This is a genomic window from Shimia sp. MIT1388 (assembly GCF_047124445.1).
Classification (GTDB): Bacteria; Pseudomonadota; Alphaproteobacteria; order Rhodobacterales; family Rhodobacteraceae; genus Shimia.
In genome coordinates, this window is the sequence record NZ_CP138921.1 from 2592967 (window position 1) to 2611171 (window position 18205).

General features: G+C 59.5%; 14 protein-coding genes and 1 tRNA gene. 9 read left to right on the top strand and 6 right to left on the bottom strand.

Translation table 11 applies throughout. From position 1 onward, the window contains the following. The 4 genes from SIB92_RS12890 to SIB92_RS12905 are packed head-to-tail and all read right to left on the bottom strand — an operon-like array spanning position 1 to position 2413. Entirely contained in the window at positions 1–492 is a 492-nt protein-coding gene (locus SIB92_RS12890; protein WP_412552427.1) for an N-acetyltransferase family protein, read from the bottom strand. Beyond that, a complete protein-coding gene (locus tag SIB92_RS12895) occupies positions 489–971 on the bottom strand; it encodes a DUF2948 family protein (protein WP_412552428.1) in 483 nt (160 codons plus the stop codon). The genes SIB92_RS12890 and SIB92_RS12895 overlap by 4 nt, the downstream gene beginning before the upstream one ends. Next, positions 968–2236, bottom strand: a complete 1269-nt coding sequence (gene murA, locus SIB92_RS12900; protein ID WP_412552429.1) for a UDP-N-acetylglucosamine 1-carboxyvinyltransferase — start codon at positions 2234–2236, stop codon at positions 968–970. The genes SIB92_RS12895 and murA overlap by 4 nt, the downstream gene beginning before the upstream one ends. After that, on the bottom strand, positions 2237–2413 hold the full coding sequence (locus SIB92_RS12905; protein WP_412552430.1) for a hypothetical protein: 177 nt from the start codon (positions 2411–2413) through the stop codon (positions 2237–2239). A gap of 87 nt (positions 2414–2500) precedes the next feature. Between SIB92_RS12905 and SIB92_RS12910 the strand changes: the two genes are divergently transcribed. From SIB92_RS12910 to SIB92_RS12920, 3 genes are all read left to right on the top strand, one after another. Further along, positions 2501–2575: transfer RNA gene (locus SIB92_RS12910), tRNA-Thr, on the top strand. Between the two features lie 771 nt (positions 2576–3346). Then, on the top strand, positions 3347–5275 hold the full coding sequence (locus tag SIB92_RS12915) for a Hint domain-containing protein (protein ID WP_412552431.1): 1929 nt from the start codon (positions 3347–3349) through the stop codon (positions 5273–5275). 243 nt (positions 5276–5518) lie between these two features. Continuing rightward, on the top strand, positions 5519–6295 hold the full coding sequence (locus SIB92_RS12920) for an HpcH/HpaI aldolase family protein (RefSeq protein WP_412552432.1): 777 nt from the start codon (positions 5519–5521) through the stop codon (positions 6293–6295). A gap of 48 nt (positions 6296–6343) precedes the next feature. On the opposite strand, the gene SIB92_RS12925 is transcribed toward SIB92_RS12920, so the two are convergent. Next, positions 6344–8317, bottom strand: a complete 1974-nt coding sequence (locus SIB92_RS12925) for a DUF3604 domain-containing protein (RefSeq protein WP_412552433.1) — start codon at positions 8315–8317, stop codon at positions 6344–6346. A gap of 439 nt (positions 8318–8756) precedes the next feature. Here SIB92_RS12925 and SIB92_RS12930 point away from each other — a divergent pair, with 439 nt between their 5' ends. The 6 genes from SIB92_RS12930 to SIB92_RS12955 all read left to right on the top strand — a co-directional run bounded on the left by SIB92_RS12930 (position 8757) and on the right by SIB92_RS12955 (position 16046). Then, complete coding sequence (locus SIB92_RS12930) at positions 8757–10304, top strand: ABC transporter ATP-binding protein (protein WP_412552434.1); 1548 nt, start codon at positions 8757–8759, stop codon at positions 10302–10304. Then, complete coding sequence (locus SIB92_RS12935) at positions 10301–11380, top strand: ABC transporter permease (RefSeq protein ID WP_412552435.1); 1080 nt, start codon at positions 10301–10303, stop codon at positions 11378–11380. Before SIB92_RS12930 ends, SIB92_RS12935 begins: the two co-directional genes overlap by 4 nt. Then, positions 11380–12300, top strand: coding sequence for an ABC transporter permease (locus SIB92_RS12940; protein WP_412552436.1), 921 nt, complete (start codon positions 11380–11382; stop codon positions 12298–12300). Before SIB92_RS12935 ends, SIB92_RS12940 begins: the two co-directional genes overlap by 1 nt. Positions 12301–12344: 44 nt before the next feature. Further along, positions 12345–13424 carry a BMP family ABC transporter substrate-binding protein gene (locus SIB92_RS12945; protein WP_412552437.1) on the top strand — a complete coding sequence of 360 codons (1080 nt, stop codon included), beginning with the start codon at positions 12345–12347 and terminating at the stop codon, positions 13422–13424. 138 nt (positions 13425–13562) lie between these two features. Next, positions 13563–15347 carry an amidohydrolase gene (locus SIB92_RS12950; RefSeq protein ID WP_412552438.1) on the top strand — a complete coding sequence of 595 codons (1785 nt, stop codon included), beginning with the start codon at positions 13563–13565 and terminating at the stop codon, positions 15345–15347. A 198-nt stretch (positions 15348–15545) separates the two neighbouring features. Further along, the gene (locus SIB92_RS12955; protein ID WP_412552439.1) at positions 15546–16046 is read left to right on the top strand and encodes a fasciclin domain-containing protein; all 501 of its coding nucleotides are present in this window, start codon (positions 15546–15548) and stop codon (positions 16044–16046) included. 69 nt (positions 16047–16115) lie between these two features. On the opposite strand, the gene SIB92_RS12960 is transcribed toward SIB92_RS12955, so the two are convergent. Next, positions 16116–18191 (bottom strand): bifunctional sulfate adenylyltransferase/adenylylsulfate kinase, encoded by a 2076-nt coding sequence (locus SIB92_RS12960; protein ID WP_412552440.1) that lies wholly within the window; start codon positions 18189–18191, stop codon positions 16116–16118. Positions 18192–18205 lie beyond the last annotated feature (14 nt).

Genomic DNA, 18205 nt, shown 5'->3' on the forward strand with positions numbered 1-18205 from the left:
TCAAGCGTCAAGCTGTCTCAGCATAAGAACATCGTCGCGAGGTTGCCCATCCACTATGACAGAGCGTGGACGCAGGCCAATTTGCTGAAAGCCACAGGCCTGATACAGCGCCTGCGCGCCCAGGTTCTGATTGTCGACGCAAAGCTCCAGCTGCAACACACCCATTTCAAGCGCCGCCGCCACAGCCGCGTCGAGCAAAGCCCGCGCCAAGCCTCGACGCCGCGCGGAGGGATGCACATACAACGGGCCAAGATCGGCCATATGCCGCATCCGGGAAGGCCCGCCCCGCCGCAGCGCGACAAACCCCACCAATGTTTCACCATCAAAGGCGCCAATCACCTCGCCGGCCGACAGCTTTGCCACCAAGGCGCTGTCCGGTGTGGCCACAGCTTCCGCCGCCGTCAGCAAGAACGCCGATGGATCGGCGCTTAACCCGTGCCACCACAGCCCGCGATAGGCGTCGAGGTCCCCCGGTGTCAGGGCACGGATCATGCGGGATGGCTTGGCGTCGATTTGGAAGGTGCAATGTAAGGCCGCGTCACGTCTTTCAACGTCACCTCCAGCGCTTCCACTTTCAATCGGATCGCACCGTCGCCTGCCAGAGTCAGGATCACCGCCCCATCAGCATCTTCGCCCGCTTCAAAGGACACGGACAGCACCGACAAGATGGTGTCCGCATCGCCACGCTCCACGCCTTGGGACGCCACCGAAACCACATTGTCCACGACGAACAGACTTTGCACCCGCTCCACCGAGCGTTTGCGACGTTCGGCGGCGGTCTTGTCTTCCCAGCGGAAGCGGTTCAGCAGCACGGCAAAACGGCGCTCTTTGGGTAACCACTGCATCTCGGACGCCGGAAAGATCGCATCCTGCGCCAAAGTCGACACCACCTGCAAATCCTCCGCATCCAACGCGCCGAGATTTAGCGGGTGATCGCCGCCGTCTTCAAACCGTGCATCCTGCTGCGTCACTGCTCCTGTACCCTTTCAATATGGGCACCGACACCGCCCAGCTTCTCTTCAATCCGCTCATAACCACGGTCCAGGTGATAGACGCGGCTCACGATGGTCTCGCCTTCCGCCGCCAATCCGGCCAGGATCAAGGACACAGAGGCCCGCAGGTCGGTCGCCATGACGCGTGCGCCTTTGAGCTTCTCCACACCATGCACTGTTGCTGTGCCGCCGTGTACCTCAATATTCGCGCCCATACGAATGAGCTCCGGCGCGTGCATAAAGCGGTTCTCAAAAATCTTCTCTTCCAGCACCGAGGTGCCTTCGGCGGTGCACATCATCGCCATGAACTGCGCCTGAAGGTCGGTTGGGAAGCCCGGGAACGGCTCTGTGGTCACATCCACGGCCTTCACCCGGCCATTCTTGCGCGCCACTTTGAGACCTTTTTCGGTCTCTTCCACGTCAATGCCCGCCTCATGCAGCTTGGCCACAAAGCTTTCGACCAAATCCAGACGCCCGCCCAGCAGCTCGACTTCGCCACCGCAGAACGCCGGTGCCAGCATAAAGGTGCCCAGTTCAATACGGTCAGTCACAACCGGATGAGTCGCGCCATGTAGACGGTCCACACCTTGCACGGTGATCTCCGAAGTGCCGTCGCCGTCAATCTGCGCACCCATTGCACGCAGGCAGGTCGCCAGATCCACAATCTCCGGCTCTCGCGCGGCGTTTTTGATCACTGTGGTGCCCTTGGCCAATGTCGCCGCCATCAGGATGTTTTCGGTGGCGCCCACAGAGGCAAAGGCCAACTCGATCACCGCACCCTTCAGGCCGTTTGGCGCCTTGGCGTGCAGATAGCCGTCTTTCAGCTCAATCTCTGCGCCCAGCTTCTCCAGACCAAAGATGTGTAAATCCATCGGGCGTGCGCCAATCGCACAGCCACCTGGCAGCGACACAACCGCATGGCCCAACCGCGCCAGCATTGGCCCCAGCACCAGATTGGACGCGCGCATCTTCCGCACAATGTCATAGTCGGCAATGTGGTTGTTGATGTCATGGCTCGACATCGCCAGCACCTTGCCGTCCTGCAGGCTGGTCACTTCCGCGCCCAGCGAGCCCAAAAGCTGGCTCATGGTTTTGATATCGCTCAGCCGTGGCGCATTGGTCAGCGTCAGCGGCTCTTCGCTCAACAGCGTGGCCGGCATCAGCGTCAGACAGGCGTTTTTGGCACCCGCAATCGGGATCTGCCCCTTAAGCGACCCATTGCCGCGTACAATAATCGAATCCATTTAATCCTGCCCTTTACTCTTCACTGCCTCAATTGAGTCGGTGGTCTCACTCTGCGCACGCGCTTTTGCCTGCGCTTTCCGGCGCCCCATATTGGCTTTTAACGCCGCTTTGAGCCGATCTTCACGGCTGGCGGCAGTTTTTTTGGCTTTATTTATAGGGGTCGATTTGTGTTCCATGCAGTTTCTTTACATGAGGCGCAAAAAAGGGTCCAGATTGCGCTTGCACATGTCGAAGTTTGGTCCTAAACACCGCGCCACGGTAACGCTGCTGTAGCTCAGTGGTAGAGCGCACCCTTGGTAAGGGTGAGGTCGGGAGTTCAATCCTCCCCAGCAGCACCACCGGATCTTCCAGACAATTTGTATAGATGCCCGCCAAGGTAGAGCATCTTGCTGCGCTAGCTTTCAGCATGCAGCGCATGTCGCTACCAAGTTGGCTGCGCGCGCCCTTGCTTCAGGCCCAACCACACCAAACCGCCGTCAACAGAATCGCACCCAAAGGGGAATCAGCCAAACCGCGCCTGAAACCGCCCTAAAAAACCGTCAGCGATTCGAGCCACATCGTTCTCAAATCGCAACCAATTGCCACCCAACCAGAGACTTGTCGCCAATTCACAAACAATTGCGCCAAGCCCCATGTGACATGACAGGCACAACACCGGACACGGCACCAACGCCGCCATTGGTTCACTTCTGGAAACGACAATCAGGCATTTGAAGTAACGCGGGGGAAAGCCAAGCCAATAAGGGCGCAAATATGGCGCTACCCGGCACCTGAACGCCCTATTTCCCGCCCAGATTGCGCCCCAATTCGGAAACAATGCCCCCTATACCCCAACCGGCATTAACCAAAACTTAACGCTAAAACATGCCGCAATTTCCCCGCTTTTCGTCAAATTTTGCAGGTTTTTGTTTCTTCCTTGCCGCGATTGCATCATATTTAGAGCAAGTCCAACTGGGGGACGAGTTCTGGCTTGGGGCAGCCAAACGATATGTAGAGGGCATCAAATGATGCCGCGTAACTCACGCCAATCGGCGCGCTAAACCCACTTCTGCGGGTTCCGGGCGAGCGATGGCGGCTGACGCGGCTTGTGCGATGAGAAAGAGGGTACAATGGCTGATCCAAACGGTCCGGGAATTGTAGACGGCACGCCAAGCGACGACGAAATGTCCGTTGGCTATGTCGACGTAGACGGCGATACAATTGACAACAGCGGCAACGTCATCAGTGCCCAAGACGGCAACGATGACATTTCGGCTGGTAGCGGCGACGACACCATCTATGCGGGTGACGGAAGTGACGTTGTCAGCGCAGGTGGCGGTGACGATGTGGTATACGGCGACGAAACCGACCACGCAGAAGGCCCTGTTGACGGCAGCGAACCAGGCGACGACTTCATCACTGGCGATGCTGGCAACGACACCATCTACGGCGGTGGTGGCAACGACACCATCTTTGGGGATATCAATCCGGATGGCGCCAGCCCTGCGGGAGCCCGCGAAAGCTTCAACTGGAGCGAAGTGACCGGCTTTGCAGACGGCGCAGCCGTGCCAACCGGCTACACACAAGACACCGGTTCAGTCAGCGTATCCGTCTCGACCACAACGTCCGGCGGCGGCGACTCCAGTTTTGCGACTGCCACACAGCTGCTCACCGACGTAGACACAGGCGACGAAGACGGCAACGTCAATTCCGGCGCAACTTTGACCACCGGTACTGGCACCAATGCCAGCGTGACCAAAGGCGTCGATTTCTCCGAGCCTGTTGATAACGTGTTGTTCCGCATCAGCGACATTGATGAGAACGCTGTTGTGAAAGTCCGCGCTTGGGACGAAGACGGCAACGAAATCGAAGTCACCATGTTTGCCAGCGGCGATACCAACCTGCACCTGGTGGACATCAACGGCGACGGCTCCACTGAGGCGGCCATCTCTGACGGCACCAACCCAAGTGACGCAGAAGACATCGACAACTCCGTGCTGGTGGCCATTCCTGGTCCGGTGGCGCGGATGGAAATCATCAACGTCAACCTGGACGGCGAGCCGTCTGACGTTGTGGTGTCTGACGTCTTCTATGACGCTGTCTCAACCACATCTCTGAGTGACGCTGACGACTCCCTGATGGGCGGCGAAGGCGAAGACCTGATCTACGGTCAAGAAGGCGACGACACCATTGACGGTGGCGCCGGCGCGGACCGTCTGGAAGGTGGCCAGGACGCTGACCGCTTTGTCATCGGCTCCGGCGAAGAGGGTGACGGCGACGTCATCCGCGGCGGCTCCACTGGTGACGACAACGACGTGCTGCAGCTTGATGGCACCGAAGGTGTGGACTGGCGCATCGTGGACGACGTTGTTGACAGCGACGGCAACGGCATCAACGGCACCGTGGAATTCCTCGACAGCACCGGCGACGAAGTTGTTGTGACCGGCACCGCCACCTTTGAGAACATCGAAGAGATTGTCTGCTTCACACCTGGCACCCGCATTCTGACCCCAATGGGCGAAGTGGCTGTAGAGAACCTGCGCGAAGGCGATCAGGTTGTGACACGCGACAATGGTCTGCAGACCATCCGCTGGGCAGGCCGCAAGCATGTGTCTGGCCGTGACCTGATGGTGCGTCCGGAACTGCGTCCAATTCTGATCAAACAGGGTGCACTGGGTCCAAACCAGCCAGAGCGTGACATGATGGTTTCCCCATCCCACCGCATGCTGCTGGTGTCCGAGCAAGCCGAACTGCTCTTTGAAGAGCGTGAAGTTCTGGTTGCTGCTAAGCACCTGACCCACCTCGACGGTGTGGAGCAGATCGACGTGGTTGGCGTGGACTACATTCACTTCCTCTGTGACAACCACGAAGTGGTGCTCGCAGACGGCGCATGGAGCGAAAGCTTCCAGCCGGGTGAATACTCCATGAACGGCATCGGCAAAGAGCAGCGCGACGAAATCTACGCCCTGTTCCCGGAGCTGCAGCAGCGTGAAGGTCTGGCCGGGTACACCGCCGCCCGCCTGTCGCTGAAGCGCCACGAGGCCAAACTGCTGGGCTAACCCCCACAGTCACAAGTTCGCTATGGGATGGGTCGACCTTCGGGTCGGCCCGTCTCGTTTATACAGCGCCTCACCTTCCTGAAAGAATCTGTGACACGAATGTCTTGAGAGCGCCGAAGGTGCGGCAGAGTATTCGTGTCTAAAATTAAGGCGGGGCGCTTTTGGGCAGCAACCTAGCGCTGGACACTCACGTCGGAATGCCGTCAATTTGCTTAACACGCAAAGTTCTGACCGGAGCCCCCCATGCCAGCGCCTCACAATCCTTTCAAAGCCGCTCTTGCCAACAAACAGCCCCAGATCGGTTGCTGGATGTGTTTTGGCGAGACCGTCGCCGCCGAGCTGATGAGCTCCACGGGATTTGACTGGCTCGTGGTGGATGGCGAACACGGCCCCAATGATCTGCGCTCCATCACCGATCAACTGCGCGCACTGGAGCCGACCAGCAGCCACGCAGTGGTGCGCGTGCCCATTGGCGAAGACTGGGTGCTCAAACAAGTTCTGGATGCGGGCGCACAAACCGTCCTGGTGCCGATGGTAGATACTGGCGCACAGGCCGAGGCCATTGTACGCGCCTGTCGCTATGCGCCGGACGGCGTGCGCGGTATGGGCGGCTACGGCGCGCGCGTCACCCAATTTGGCAACATCCCAGACTACGGCACCACCGCCAATGCAGAAATCTGTGTGCTGGTGCAGGCCGAAACCCGCACCGCCATCAAAAACCTCGACAGCATTTTGGCAGTAGAGGGCGTGGATGGTGTGTTCATCGGCCCCGCCGACCTCTCTGCCGACATGGGCTTCCCCGGCCAGCCCGAAGCGCCCGAAGTGCAGGCCGTCATCAAAGACGCCATCACCCGCATCGCTGCCGCTGGCAAAGCCCCTGGAATCCTGACCTTTTCGATGGCGGCCGCCAAAACCTACCTCGATCTCGGCGCCACCTTTGTCGCCGTGGGCATCGACACGGTGGTCCTGGCCCAAGCCGCCCGCGCGCTGAGCCGCGACGCCAAAGCGCTGATCAAGTAACAAAAAGGGCGCCATCATTGGCGCCCTGTTACCTGGATTGAACAGAGATTACCCCTTGGGTGGTGTGTACCAGATCGGTGAGGAATACGCCCGCTCCTGATGGATCAGCTGCGCCTCTGCTGGCAGCTCAATGCCATAGCGGAGCTTGTCATAGACCACCCAGCGCGGGGTCGGGATTTCCAGCACCCGCACATAGTAAAACGCCGGTTCCGCCGGATCGAAATCCGGATCACTCCACACCGAGGTCAACTCAGACGCGCCAATGGTGTTGGACCAACTCGCGGTCTCGATATCCACGGTGTTGCCCACCGCTGGCACCTTGCCATTGGCGTCCATCTCGCGCCCGTCCGACCAGGCCACGTCATAGACCTTCTCGTGTAGTTTCCCTTCGGCATCCATCCAGCCTTTGATCACCTGCATCCGGTCCAGATTGGCCCCAATCGGATCGCGCAGTGCCGCGAGCAGGAAGCTTGGCGCGCTATCACCTTCGTTGGGGCGCAGGTCACCGCCCATCGGCACGCCTTTGGAGTAGCCGACCACAGCGGGATTGCGGGTGCGCAGGTCATCATCCGTGAATTCCCAGCCGCCAAAGAACCGCAGGCCCATACGCGGACCGGTGGTCGCATAGGTCTCCTTGCGCTTGAAGGCATCAAAGATCGCTGACCGGGTGTTCTCGGTCGCCCAAACCGCAGTATAGCCAGAGGCAACCAACTGGTGCCCCTCAATGCGCCCAAGATCGCTGGCAATAAACGGATGCTCGATCCGAGTCGGCGACGGCTCCACGCTCACCGATTTGGAAAAGAAATTGTCCTCTTCGGCGGTGGCCAGCGCCGTGTGGCTGTCGGTTGCGCCACCCAAACCAAATTTATACGGGTTCACGCCAAATTTCTTCTCCAGCGCCAAACCAAGTTTCAGCGCCTCGCGGGCATATTCCCCCGCCAGCATGTCCTCGGTCTTGAGCTCGGTCAGATCGAGGTTGCCTGCATCCCAGTTCTCATAGTCCGCAAATTCGTCATCCGGGCTCAGGAACGGATGCGCCTCGCCGTCACCCTTGATCTGGGTAACCTCATAATGCGGCTCCCACTTGGCGCGCAGCTGCACATATTCCTCATCCACCTTGCCCCCGTGATAGGTGTCTTCCGTCGGGAACATCCAACCATTGGACAGGTTGCCGTTGTGGGCAAAGGCCACCGCCCGCCCGCCGGTTTTCGCCTGATACTCTTCCAGCCAATTCCAAAGGTGATAGGGATCAGTATCGCCATACGGCGGCTGTGTCACTGGTGGCACCACTTGCAACGCCCGCGTTGGCCCATCGCGCAGCATCACGTTGCGGTGCAGGTTGAAGCCCTTGGGCACAGAGGTCCATTCAAAGCCGATAAACGCGGTGAACCGCCCGGGATCATTGTGATCCTCCGCCGCATTCACAATCTTTTCCCAGGTAAAGGCAAAGGGATCCGCGCCAGGGCTGTAACTCTCCACCAGCAACTCCGGCAGCGTCATCTGCGAGAAGTTGGTGATCAAATCAAACGCCGTCTTCCCGGCCTCAGCCCCACCTTTCTTGTAGCCCTCATACCATTCGCGCCCTTTGGGGTCTGCCAAAACCCCTGGCTTGCCCGCCTGCAAATCCGGCGCAAACCCCATCAGGTCGGTGTGATCGGTCAACACCATCCAATCCAGCGGTCGGCTCAGCTTCACCGGCTGCCCTGTGGAGGACACCACCTGCTCCCCTTTGGCAAACCGCCAGGCATCATCCGGTCCCAGAATATTGCCAAACGCGCCCGCATCCAGCGACAGGCCGGTGTGCAAATGGGTCTCGCCCCACAATGGGAAAGTCGGGAACGACCGGTTGGCATAGGGCGAATACGGCGCATCGGCAAAACCGCTCTCCGCCGCCTCTTCGGAGGGTACAACCTGCGTCTTCCCCTCTGTCGCGAGCAAGAGCGTCGCCGCGCCCAAAGCGGCAGCACACAACAGCGCGCGGGGGGATGTGGTCTGGTAAATCACGGACAAGGCCTGAGCCATAGGACACCTCCAAAAAATAGAATGCTGACACGCCTGATACGAAATGGCGCGACGGAAAGGGAATTGAATGTGGGGTCTTATCGCTCCACGGTAGCGCAAAACCGCGTCAAACCAAGTAAAAACGACTCCCAGATTCTCTCCAAGCCTAGCGGCACCCCCTACGGATACGGAAAATCCAGCGCAAAACTTAGGCACTTGCTTGGGCGTCAGCCCTGCAACTCTTTCTATGAAACATTGAAAATACTCTGGCCTAACCCTTAAAAACCAAGGATATGGAGCGCAGCCAACAAAGCCCGCGCAGGCTGTTGGTCCCCTGTGTGACGGCCGCTGCTGAAGTTTATCTTGCAAGAACGGCAGGCCAGTTTTTAGGGTGAATGCGTAAGAAATTCAGCGGTTTTGCCTTTTTTCATGCGCAATTCCCGCAGCCAGGGGGACAGATATGAGCACACCACTACTCTCCATCAGGGGGTTGACCAAGACCTACCCCGGCGTGGTGGCCAACGACGATGTCTCCTTTGACATCGGCACCAACGAGGTGCACGCCCTGCTTGGCGAAAACGGTGCCGGAAAATCCACGCTGGTGAAAATGATCTACGGTCTGGTGAAGCCTGACAGCGGCACCATGACCTGGAACGGCCAGCCCTTTGCGCCCGCCGAACCCAAAGCCGCCCGCGCCTCTGGCGTGGCGATGGTGTTTCAGCACTTCTCGCTGTTTGACGCTCTGTCTGTTGCGGAAAACGTGGCGCTTGGCATGGAGAACCCACCGGCCATGCGCGACCTCGCCCGCCGCATCCGCCGGGTGTCGGAAACCTATGGCCTGCCGCTGGACCCCAACCGCACCGTGGGTGATCTTTCTGCCGGGGAACGCCAGCGTGTGGAAATCATCCGCTGCCTGCTGCAAGACCCCAAACTGCTGATCATGGACGAGCCGACCTCGGTGCTGACCCCACAGGAGGTCGACATCCTGTTCCAGACGCTGAACAAGCTGAAGGCCGAGGGCACCTCGATCCTCTATATCTCCCACAAGCTCGAAGAAATCCGCGCGCTCTGTGACCACGCCACCATTCTGCGCCTTGGCAAAAACGTCGGCGAATGTGTGCCTGCCGAGACCTCTGCCCGCGACATGGCGGAAATGATGGTCGGCGACACCCTGCAAACCCCCACCCGCACCACCGAGAAAGCGGGCGAGGTTGTGCTGGACGTCTCCGGCCTAACACTGGAGCCCACCAATCCGTTTGGCACCACACTCAAAAACATCCACTTCACTGTGCGCGCAGGCGAGATCCTCGGCATCGGCGGCGTGGCGGGCAACGGTCAGGACGAGCTTTTGGCCGCGCTGTCTGGCGAGTCCCTGACCTGGCCAGACTCGATCAAAGTCAACGGCAAAGACGTGGCCAACCTCGGCCCCAATGCGCGGCGCGAACTCGGCATTCTGGCCGCCCCAGAAGAACGCCTCGGCCATGCCGCCGCGCCGGACCTGAGCCTGACCGAAAACGCCCTGCTCACTGGTGCCATCCGCGAAGGGCTGACCAGCAATGGCTTTGTAAACTGGTCCAAGACCACAGACTTTGCCGACACCATCATCAAAGAGTTTGACGTGCGCACCCCCGGCAACCACGTGGCGGCTCGTGCGCTTTCTGGGGGCAACCTGCAGAAATTTGTGATCGGCCGCGAAGTGCTGCAACGCCCGGAAGTGTTGGTGGTGAACCAACCAACATGGGGCGTGGACGCCGCCGCAGCCGCCTCGATCCGGCAGGCCCTACTAGACTTGGCCGCAGGGGGCGCCGCGATTGTGGTGATCTCGCAAGATCTTGATGAACTTATGGAAATCTCCGACCGATTTGGCGCGCTGAACGAAGGTCGCATGTCCGACATCCGCCCCGCCGCCGGTCTCTCGATTGATGAAATTGGCCTGATGATGGGCGGTGCCCATGGCATGGAAGTTGCCCATGTGGGCGATGAAGAACAAGAAGGAGCAAGCGCATGATCGCGCTGGAAAAACGCCCCACCCCGTCGCGCGCCCTGTCGCTCGCCACACCGCTGATCGCTGTCGCCATCACCATGATCATGGGCGGCCTGCTGTTTTCCGTGCTGGGCAAAAACCCGTTTGAGGCCATCCGCACCATCTTCTGGGATCCGGTGCTGGGCGAGTTTGCCTTCTACTACCGCCCGCAGTTGTTGGTGAAAGCCGCACCGCTGGTGCTGATCGCCATTGGCCTGTCATTGGGCTTTAAGGCCGGCATCTGGAACATTGGCGCCGAGGGCCAATACATCATGGGCGCCATCTGTGGCGCAGCCGTGGGCCTGGCCTTCTACCCTACCGAAACCCGCCTGATTTTCCCGCTGATGATTGTGGCCGGTGCCCTTGGTGGCTGGGCCTGGGGCATGATCCCCGCGCTTCTGAAGGTCCGCTTCGGCACCAACGAAATCCTTGTGTCACTGATGCTGGTCTATGTGGCCGATCAACTCTTGGCGTCCATGTCGCTGGGCCTGTTGCGCAACCCCGAAGGCATGGGTTTCCCCGGCTCGCGCAACTTCTCCGACTACCCCGCCGCCAACAGCTGGATCAACGAGGCCGCTGGCCTGCACTGGGGTATGGCTTTTGCCTTCATCGCGGTGATCTTCTCCTACATCCTGCTCAACCGCCACATTCTGGGCTTCAACATCCGCCTCACCGGCGAAGCCCCACGCGCCGCGCGGTTCGCAGGTGTGAACCCCACCCGTCTGATCCTGTTCTGCCTCGGCACCTCCGGCGCATTGGCAGGCCTCGCAGGTCTGTTTGAAGTCACCGGCCCCTCGGGGCAGATCAACATCGACTTCGCGTCCGGCTACGGCTTCACCGCGATCATCGTGGCCTTCCTCGGCCGCCTGCACCCGGTTGGCATCCTGCTCGCGGCCCTGCTGATGGCGCTGACCTACGTGGGCGGCGACCTGGCGCAAGGCAACCTCGGCCTGCCGTCGGCTGCCATTCAGGTGTTCCAGGGCATGTTGTTGTTCTTCCTGCTCGCACTGGACCTGCTGACCAACTACCGCGTGGTGCTTAAAACCAAGGGAGCCGCATAATGGACCTTTCCGCAATCAATCCCGTCCTGCTGATCGCCTCTCTGATGGTCGCAGCCACCCCGCTCCTTCTCGCCGCCATTGGGGAACTGGTTGTCGAACGCGCAGGCGTTCTGAACCTCGGCGTCGAGGGCATGATGATCATTGGCGCCATCGCAGGTTTTGCCATCGCGGTAGAAACCACCTCTCCCTTGTTGGGACTGGTAGCCGCCATGATCGCCGGCGCCGTGCTTTCCCTGCTGTTTGCCTTCCTGACCCAGTTTGCACTGGCTAATCAGGTGGCCTCTGGTCTGGCGCTCACGCTCTTTGGCCTCGGCCTCTCGGCCCTCATGGGGCAGTCTTATGTGGGCATCAAACCCCCCGCAATGGCCACGCTCGACATCCCTGTGTTGTCCGACCTTCCGGTGGTGGGCACAATTCTGTTCAGCCACGACCCCGTGCTTTACATTGGCCTCGCGCTCACAGCGGCGGTCTACTGGTTCCTCAAGAAATCCCGCGGCGGTCTGATCCTGCGCGCGGTTGGGGAAAGCCATGATGCGGCCCACGCGCTTGGCTACAACGTCATCCGCGTGCGCATCCTCGCCATCATGTTTGGCGGCGCCTGCGCCGGTCTGGGCGGTGCCTATATTTCGCTCATCCGCGTGCCCCAATGGACCGAGGGCATGACCGCCGGTGTCGGCTGGATCGCTTTGGCCCTTGTGGTCTTCGCTTCTTGGAAGCCGTGGCGTGTTCTGCTGGGTGCCTATCTTTTTGGCGGGATTAACGTTTTGCAGCTCAATCTGCAGGCAGCGGGTATTGCCATTCCGGTGGAATACTTGGCAATGTCACCGTATCTGATAACCATCCTCGTTCTGGTCATCATGTCGGCTGACAAAAGCGGCGCACCCGCATCACTTGGCCGCACATTCCACGCCTCTCAATGAGGTACTTAAACAAAAAACTGCCACCAACAGGGGGATTACCCGAAATGAAATTCACCAAACTTTTGACAAGCGCCGCTGTCGCGCTGGGTCTGGCGACCACCGCCATGGCCGACACCACCAAAGTAGGTTTTATCTACGTTGGCCCAGTGGGCGACGGCGGCTGGACCTATGAGCACAACAAAGGCCGTCTGGCCGTGGAAGAGCACTTTGGCGACAAGGTCGAAACCACCTTTGTTGAAAGCGTACCAGAAGGTGCCGACGCCGAGCGTGTGATCACCCAGATGGCGCTGCAGGGTGCGGACCTGATCTTCACCACCTCTTTTGGCTACATGGACCCAACCATCAACGTTGCCAAAAAATTCCCAAAAGTGAAGTTTGAGCACGCCACCGGCTACAAGCAGGCCGACAACGTGTCCGTTTACTCCGCACGCTTCTACGAAGGCCGCGCGGTTCAGGGCCACATCGCAGGCAAGATGACCAAAACCAACAAAATTGGTTACATCGCCTCCTTCCCGATCCCAGAAGTGATCCGCGGCATCAACTCCGCCTATATCCACGCCAAGAAGGTAAACCCAGACGTCGAGTTCTCCATCATCTGGGCCTACACCTGGTTTGATCCTGCCAAAGAAGCCGACGCCGCCAAAGCTCTGATTGAGCAAGGCGCCGACGTGATCCTGCAGCACACCGACTCCACCGCACCACAGGCCGCCGCGCAGGCAGCTGGCAACGTTGTGACCTTTGGTCAGGCGTCTGACATGGGCGAATACGCTCCATTCCCACGCGTGTCCTCCATCATCGATGACTGGGCGCCTTACTACATCGCGCGTACCCAGGCTGTGATGGACGGTTCCTGGGAATCCGTATCCACCTGGGACGGCATCGGCGCGGGCATGGTTGGCATCGGTGAAATCTCCGACGCGGTTCCAGCAGACGTAAAAGCCGAAGCACTGGCTCTGGTTGATGCGCTGGCAGACGGCTCCTACCACGCCTTCACCGGCCCGCTGAACAAGCAGGACGGCACCCCATGGCTGGCAGAAGGTGAAACCGCACAGGACTACGGTGACGACGGTCTGGCCGGTATGAACTTCTACTTGGAAGGCATCACCGCCGAGATCCCAAACTAAGCTGATCTATCAAAGATCATCTACGAAGGCCCGCCAATTCGGCGGGCCTTTTCTTATGTCAGTGGATTATAGAACCGCCATTTGACAGCAACCACCGCTTGCACTCACAGTTATCCCATACCCCAAAAGGACTTTGTGATGACTCGTTTGACAGCCACGCTTGGCGGACTTGCCCTTTCCACCTTCCTCTCCGCACCTCTTCTGGCGCAGGAGATCGCCGACACAATCTATTCCGGCGGCCCGATCCTCACCATCAACGACGCCGCCCCCCGCGCAGAAGCCGTGGCGGTAAAAGACGGCCACATTCTCGCCGTGGGCACGCAGGCAGACATGCTCGCCCATCAAGGCGAGACCACCACCGTCTTTGATCTGAACGGCCGCGCCATGTTGCCCGGCTTTGTCGACAGCCACGGCCACGCTGTCATGGGCGGTCTGCAAGCGCTCTCCGCCAACCTGCTTGCCCCACCGGATGGCGAGGTGCAGGACATCGCCTCCCTGCAAGACACACTGCGTGCCTGGATCGCAGACAACCAAGCCGCCATTGAGGCCTCCAACCTGATTGTTGGCTTTGGCTATGACCAATCGCAACTGGCCGAGCTGCGCCATCCGACCAAAGACGACCTAGATGCAGTATCCAAAGATGTGCCGATCATCATCGTGCATCAGTCCGGCCACTTCGGCGCTGCCAACTCCGCCGCGCTGGCCGCTGCCGACATCACTCGCGAAACGCCCGTCCCGCCGGGAGGCGTGATCCGCTATGCCGAGGACGGCACCCCCAACGGCGTGCTGGAAGAAAACGCCTTCTTCCTCGTGCTTGGCAAACTCATGGGCAGCATTGGCGAGGACGGCTTCAAAGCTTTCGCACGCGCCGGCACGCAACTCTGGGCCAGCTTTGGCTACACCACTGCGCAGGAAGGCCGCGCCACACCGCAAGTGGCCGAAATCGCCCGCGCTGTGGCCGCAGCCGGAGAGCTCCCCGTAGACCTCGCCGTCTATCCCGATGTGTTGGTGGACCGCGATTACATCCTCGCCAACCAATCCGACACCTATAAAAACGGAGTACGCATCGCCGGGGCCAAACTCACCATCGACGGCTCGCCACAAGGTTTCACCGCCCTGCGTGACCGCCCTTACTATGATCCGGTTGGCACCTATCCGCCCGGCTACAAAGGCTATGCTGCCGCCAGCGAAGACCAAGTCAACGACGCCATCGCATGGGCATTTGAAAACAACATCCAGATCTTGACGCACTCCAATGGCGAGGGCGCCTCCGACATGCTGCTCGCCGCCATCAAAGCCGCCGAAGCCAAACACGGCCTGGCAGATCGCCGCCCCGTCCTAATTCACGGCCAGTTCCTGCGCGAAGATCAGGTGGCGGAGATGCGCGACCTCAACGTCTTCCCGTCGCTCTTCCCGATGCACACATTCTACTGGGGCGATTGGCACCGCGACCACACGGTTGGCCCAATCAACGCAGACAACATCTCCCCCACCGGCTGGGTCCGCGAACGCGGCATGATGTTTGGCACCCACCACGACGCACCGGTCGCCTTCCCGGACAGCATGCGGGTGCTCTCGGCCACCGTGACGCGCCGCAGCCGCTCCGGGGACATTCTTGGCCCCCAGCACCGCGTCGACGTGATGACCGCGCTCAAGGCCATGACGCTGTGGCCTGCCTATCAACACTTTGAAGAAGACGGGAAAGGCAGCATCGAAGTGGGCAAAGTGGCGGATTTTGTGATCCTGTCAGACGACCCCACAGCAGTGGATCCGGAAACCCTCGCCGAGATCAAAGTGCAGGTCACCATCAAACACGACAAAGAAATCTACCGCGCGCCGGATGGGCCTCAAAAGGCCGATCTGATCGCCCCAATGGGCCACCACATTCTGGACGTCGCCCACGCGGCCACGCGCAGTAACTAAGTTCCGCAGAACCGCCCTTGGCGCGCCGCACGGGGCGTGCCAAGGGCCACCCCACCTCGATCACGCTGTTCTCACAAAAACGTTTGCCGTTTTATTTCAACGCCCTACGCGCCTCGACCTATCCTTTTGCACAAATCCTCTGATCCATTTGATCCCTCCTCTGCGTAGCCTTTGCATCAACATTGGAGAGGAAATCACATGTTCAGACGCACCTTCATCGCATCCGTTATGGGCGCAGCCATGGCCGTCACAACCGCCACCTTCGCCATGGCGGATGGCCACGGCAAAAAAGACATCGTCGACACCGCCGTTGGTGCAGGAAGTTTCACCACTCTGGTTGCCGCCGTTCAGGCCGCGGGCCTCGTGGACACCCTGAAAGGTGATGGCCCTTTCACCGTGTTTGCCCCAACCGACGAAGCCTTTGCCGCATTGCCAGCGGGCACCGTTGAGGAGCTTCTTAAGCCAGAAAACAAAGACAAACTGGTGTCTATTCTGACCTACCACGTGGTGCCTGCCAAAGTGATGTCCGGCGACATCGCGGGCAAGAAAGCCACCGTGGCGACGGTTGAGGGCGAGAAACTCAACGTGAACGCCCGCAATGGCGTCAAAGTCAACGGCGCCAAAGTGGTGTCCGCAGATATCGGCGCCTCCAACGGTGTGATCCACGTGATCGACAAAGTGCTGATCCCGGAAGGCTAAGACCGACCACCACTCACAAAAAAGGCGCGGGACTTCCCGCGCCTTTTTTAATTTCGCATGCCAGACGGCTTAGCCGGAGATCAGGCCGAGGCTTTCCAGCTTCAGAATCACCTGGTGGGCGCAGTTGTCCACGTCGGCACCTTCGGTTTCCACGCTCAACTCAGGGTTCACTGGCACGTCATATGGGTCGGAGATACCAGTGAACTCTTTGATCTTGCCTTCACGCGCCAGCTTGTAGAGGCCTTTGCGGTCACGGCGTTCACATTCCTCAATCGAGGTCGCCACGTGCACTTCAACAAAGGCACCAAATTGCTCGATGTCCTCGCGAACCGCACGACGGGTGGTGGCATATGGCGCGATTGGCGCACAGATTGCGATACCACCGTTTTTGGTGATTTCAGACGCCACATAGCCGATCCGGCGGATGTTCAGATCACGGTGCTCTTTGGAGAAGCCCAACTCGGAGCTGAGGTTTTTCCGCACGATGTCGCCATCCAGAAGGGTTACCGGACGACCACCCATTTCCATCAGCTTGACCATCAAAGCGTTTGCAATGGTGGATTTGCCCGAACCGGAGAAGCCGGTGAAGAACACGGTGAAACCTTGCTGTGCACGTGGCGGCTTGGTCTTGCGCAACTCTTTCACAACTTCAGGGAAGGAGAACCACTCAGGAATTTCCAGACCTTCAGCCAGACGACGACGCAGCTCGGTGCCGGAGATGTTCAGGATTGTGACATCGTCTTTGTCCTGAATTTCATCCATTGGCTCATACTGCGCGCGCTCCTGCACCCACACCATGTGTTTGAAGTCGACCATTTCGATGCCGATTTCTTCTTCGTGTGCACGGAACAGGTCCTGCGCATCATAGGGGCCGTAGAAGTCTTCGCCTGCAGAGTTCTTGCCGGGGCCAGCGTGGTCACGACCAACGATGAAGTGGGTACAGCCGTGGTTGGCGCGGATCAGACCGTGCCAAACCGCCTCACGTGGGCCTGCCATACGCATCGCCAGGTTCAGCAGAGACATGGAGGTGGTGGAAGCTGGGTATTTGTCCAGAACCGCCTCATAGCAACGCACGCGGGTGAAGTGATCCACGTCGCCCGGCTTGGTCATTCCCACCACAGGGTGGATCAGCAGGTTGGCCTGTGCCTCTTTCGCGGCGCGGAAGGTCAGCTCCTGGTGCGCACGGTGCAGCGGGTTCCGTGTCTGGAACGCTACCACTTTGCGCCAGCCCATTTTGCGGAAGTAGGCGCGCAGCTCGTTTGGCGTGTCGCGACGGGCGCGGAAATCATAGTGCACAGGCTGTTGAATGCCGGTCACCGGACCACCGAGGTAGACTTTGCCGGCGTGGTTGTGCAGGTAGTTCACCGCCGGGTGCGCATCGTCATCCGCACCAAACACTTTTTCGGCTTCAACGGCTTTGTTAGGCACCCAGTTGTCGGTCACGGTCATGGTGGCGAGGATCACGCCTTCCTGATCGCGCAGCGCAATGTCCTGACCTTCTTCCAGACCCGCGGCAAATTCCTCGGACACATCCAGGTTAATCGGCATCGGCCACAGGGAGCCATCCGCCAGACGCATGTTTTCAACAACGCCATTGTAGTCTTCTTCGGTCAGGAAGCCTTTGAGCGGGTTGAAGCCACCGTTCATCAGCAGTTCCAGATCGCAGATCTGGCGTGGGGTCAGATCCCAGCTGACCAGATCAGCCGCTTCGATTTTCAGCTTTTGAGCGCTTTCGTAGGAAACATAGAGCTCAGGAATAGGAGCCAGGTTGTTTTGCATTGGATGTGTCCTGTGTTTGATAGGGACCAGGCCGCTTGCCGAGCCTGTCAATTCCGCATGGAGCGCCTCATATTCTGAGAGCTTGCGGGCGAGAAATTGATCTGTGAGCCGCACTTTCTCCGCTGCACCACGCGCGGTGAGCGAATAGGCAAACCTCTGTCGTTTGTCCGGGCCCGCGCGATCACTAATGGTAATCAGCCCGGCTTCTGCCGCAGCGCGCAGTTGTGCATTCAGACGCCCCAAAGAAATTCCCACCGCCGCCGCAGTGGCGCGCTGTGATGCTTCTGGCGCCTGATCAAGCTGGCGCAGAAGGCGGAAGAGCACGTCTTCCTCATCTGATGTGGGTTTGGCGGTCTGAAATGACATTAACAAACGACTCA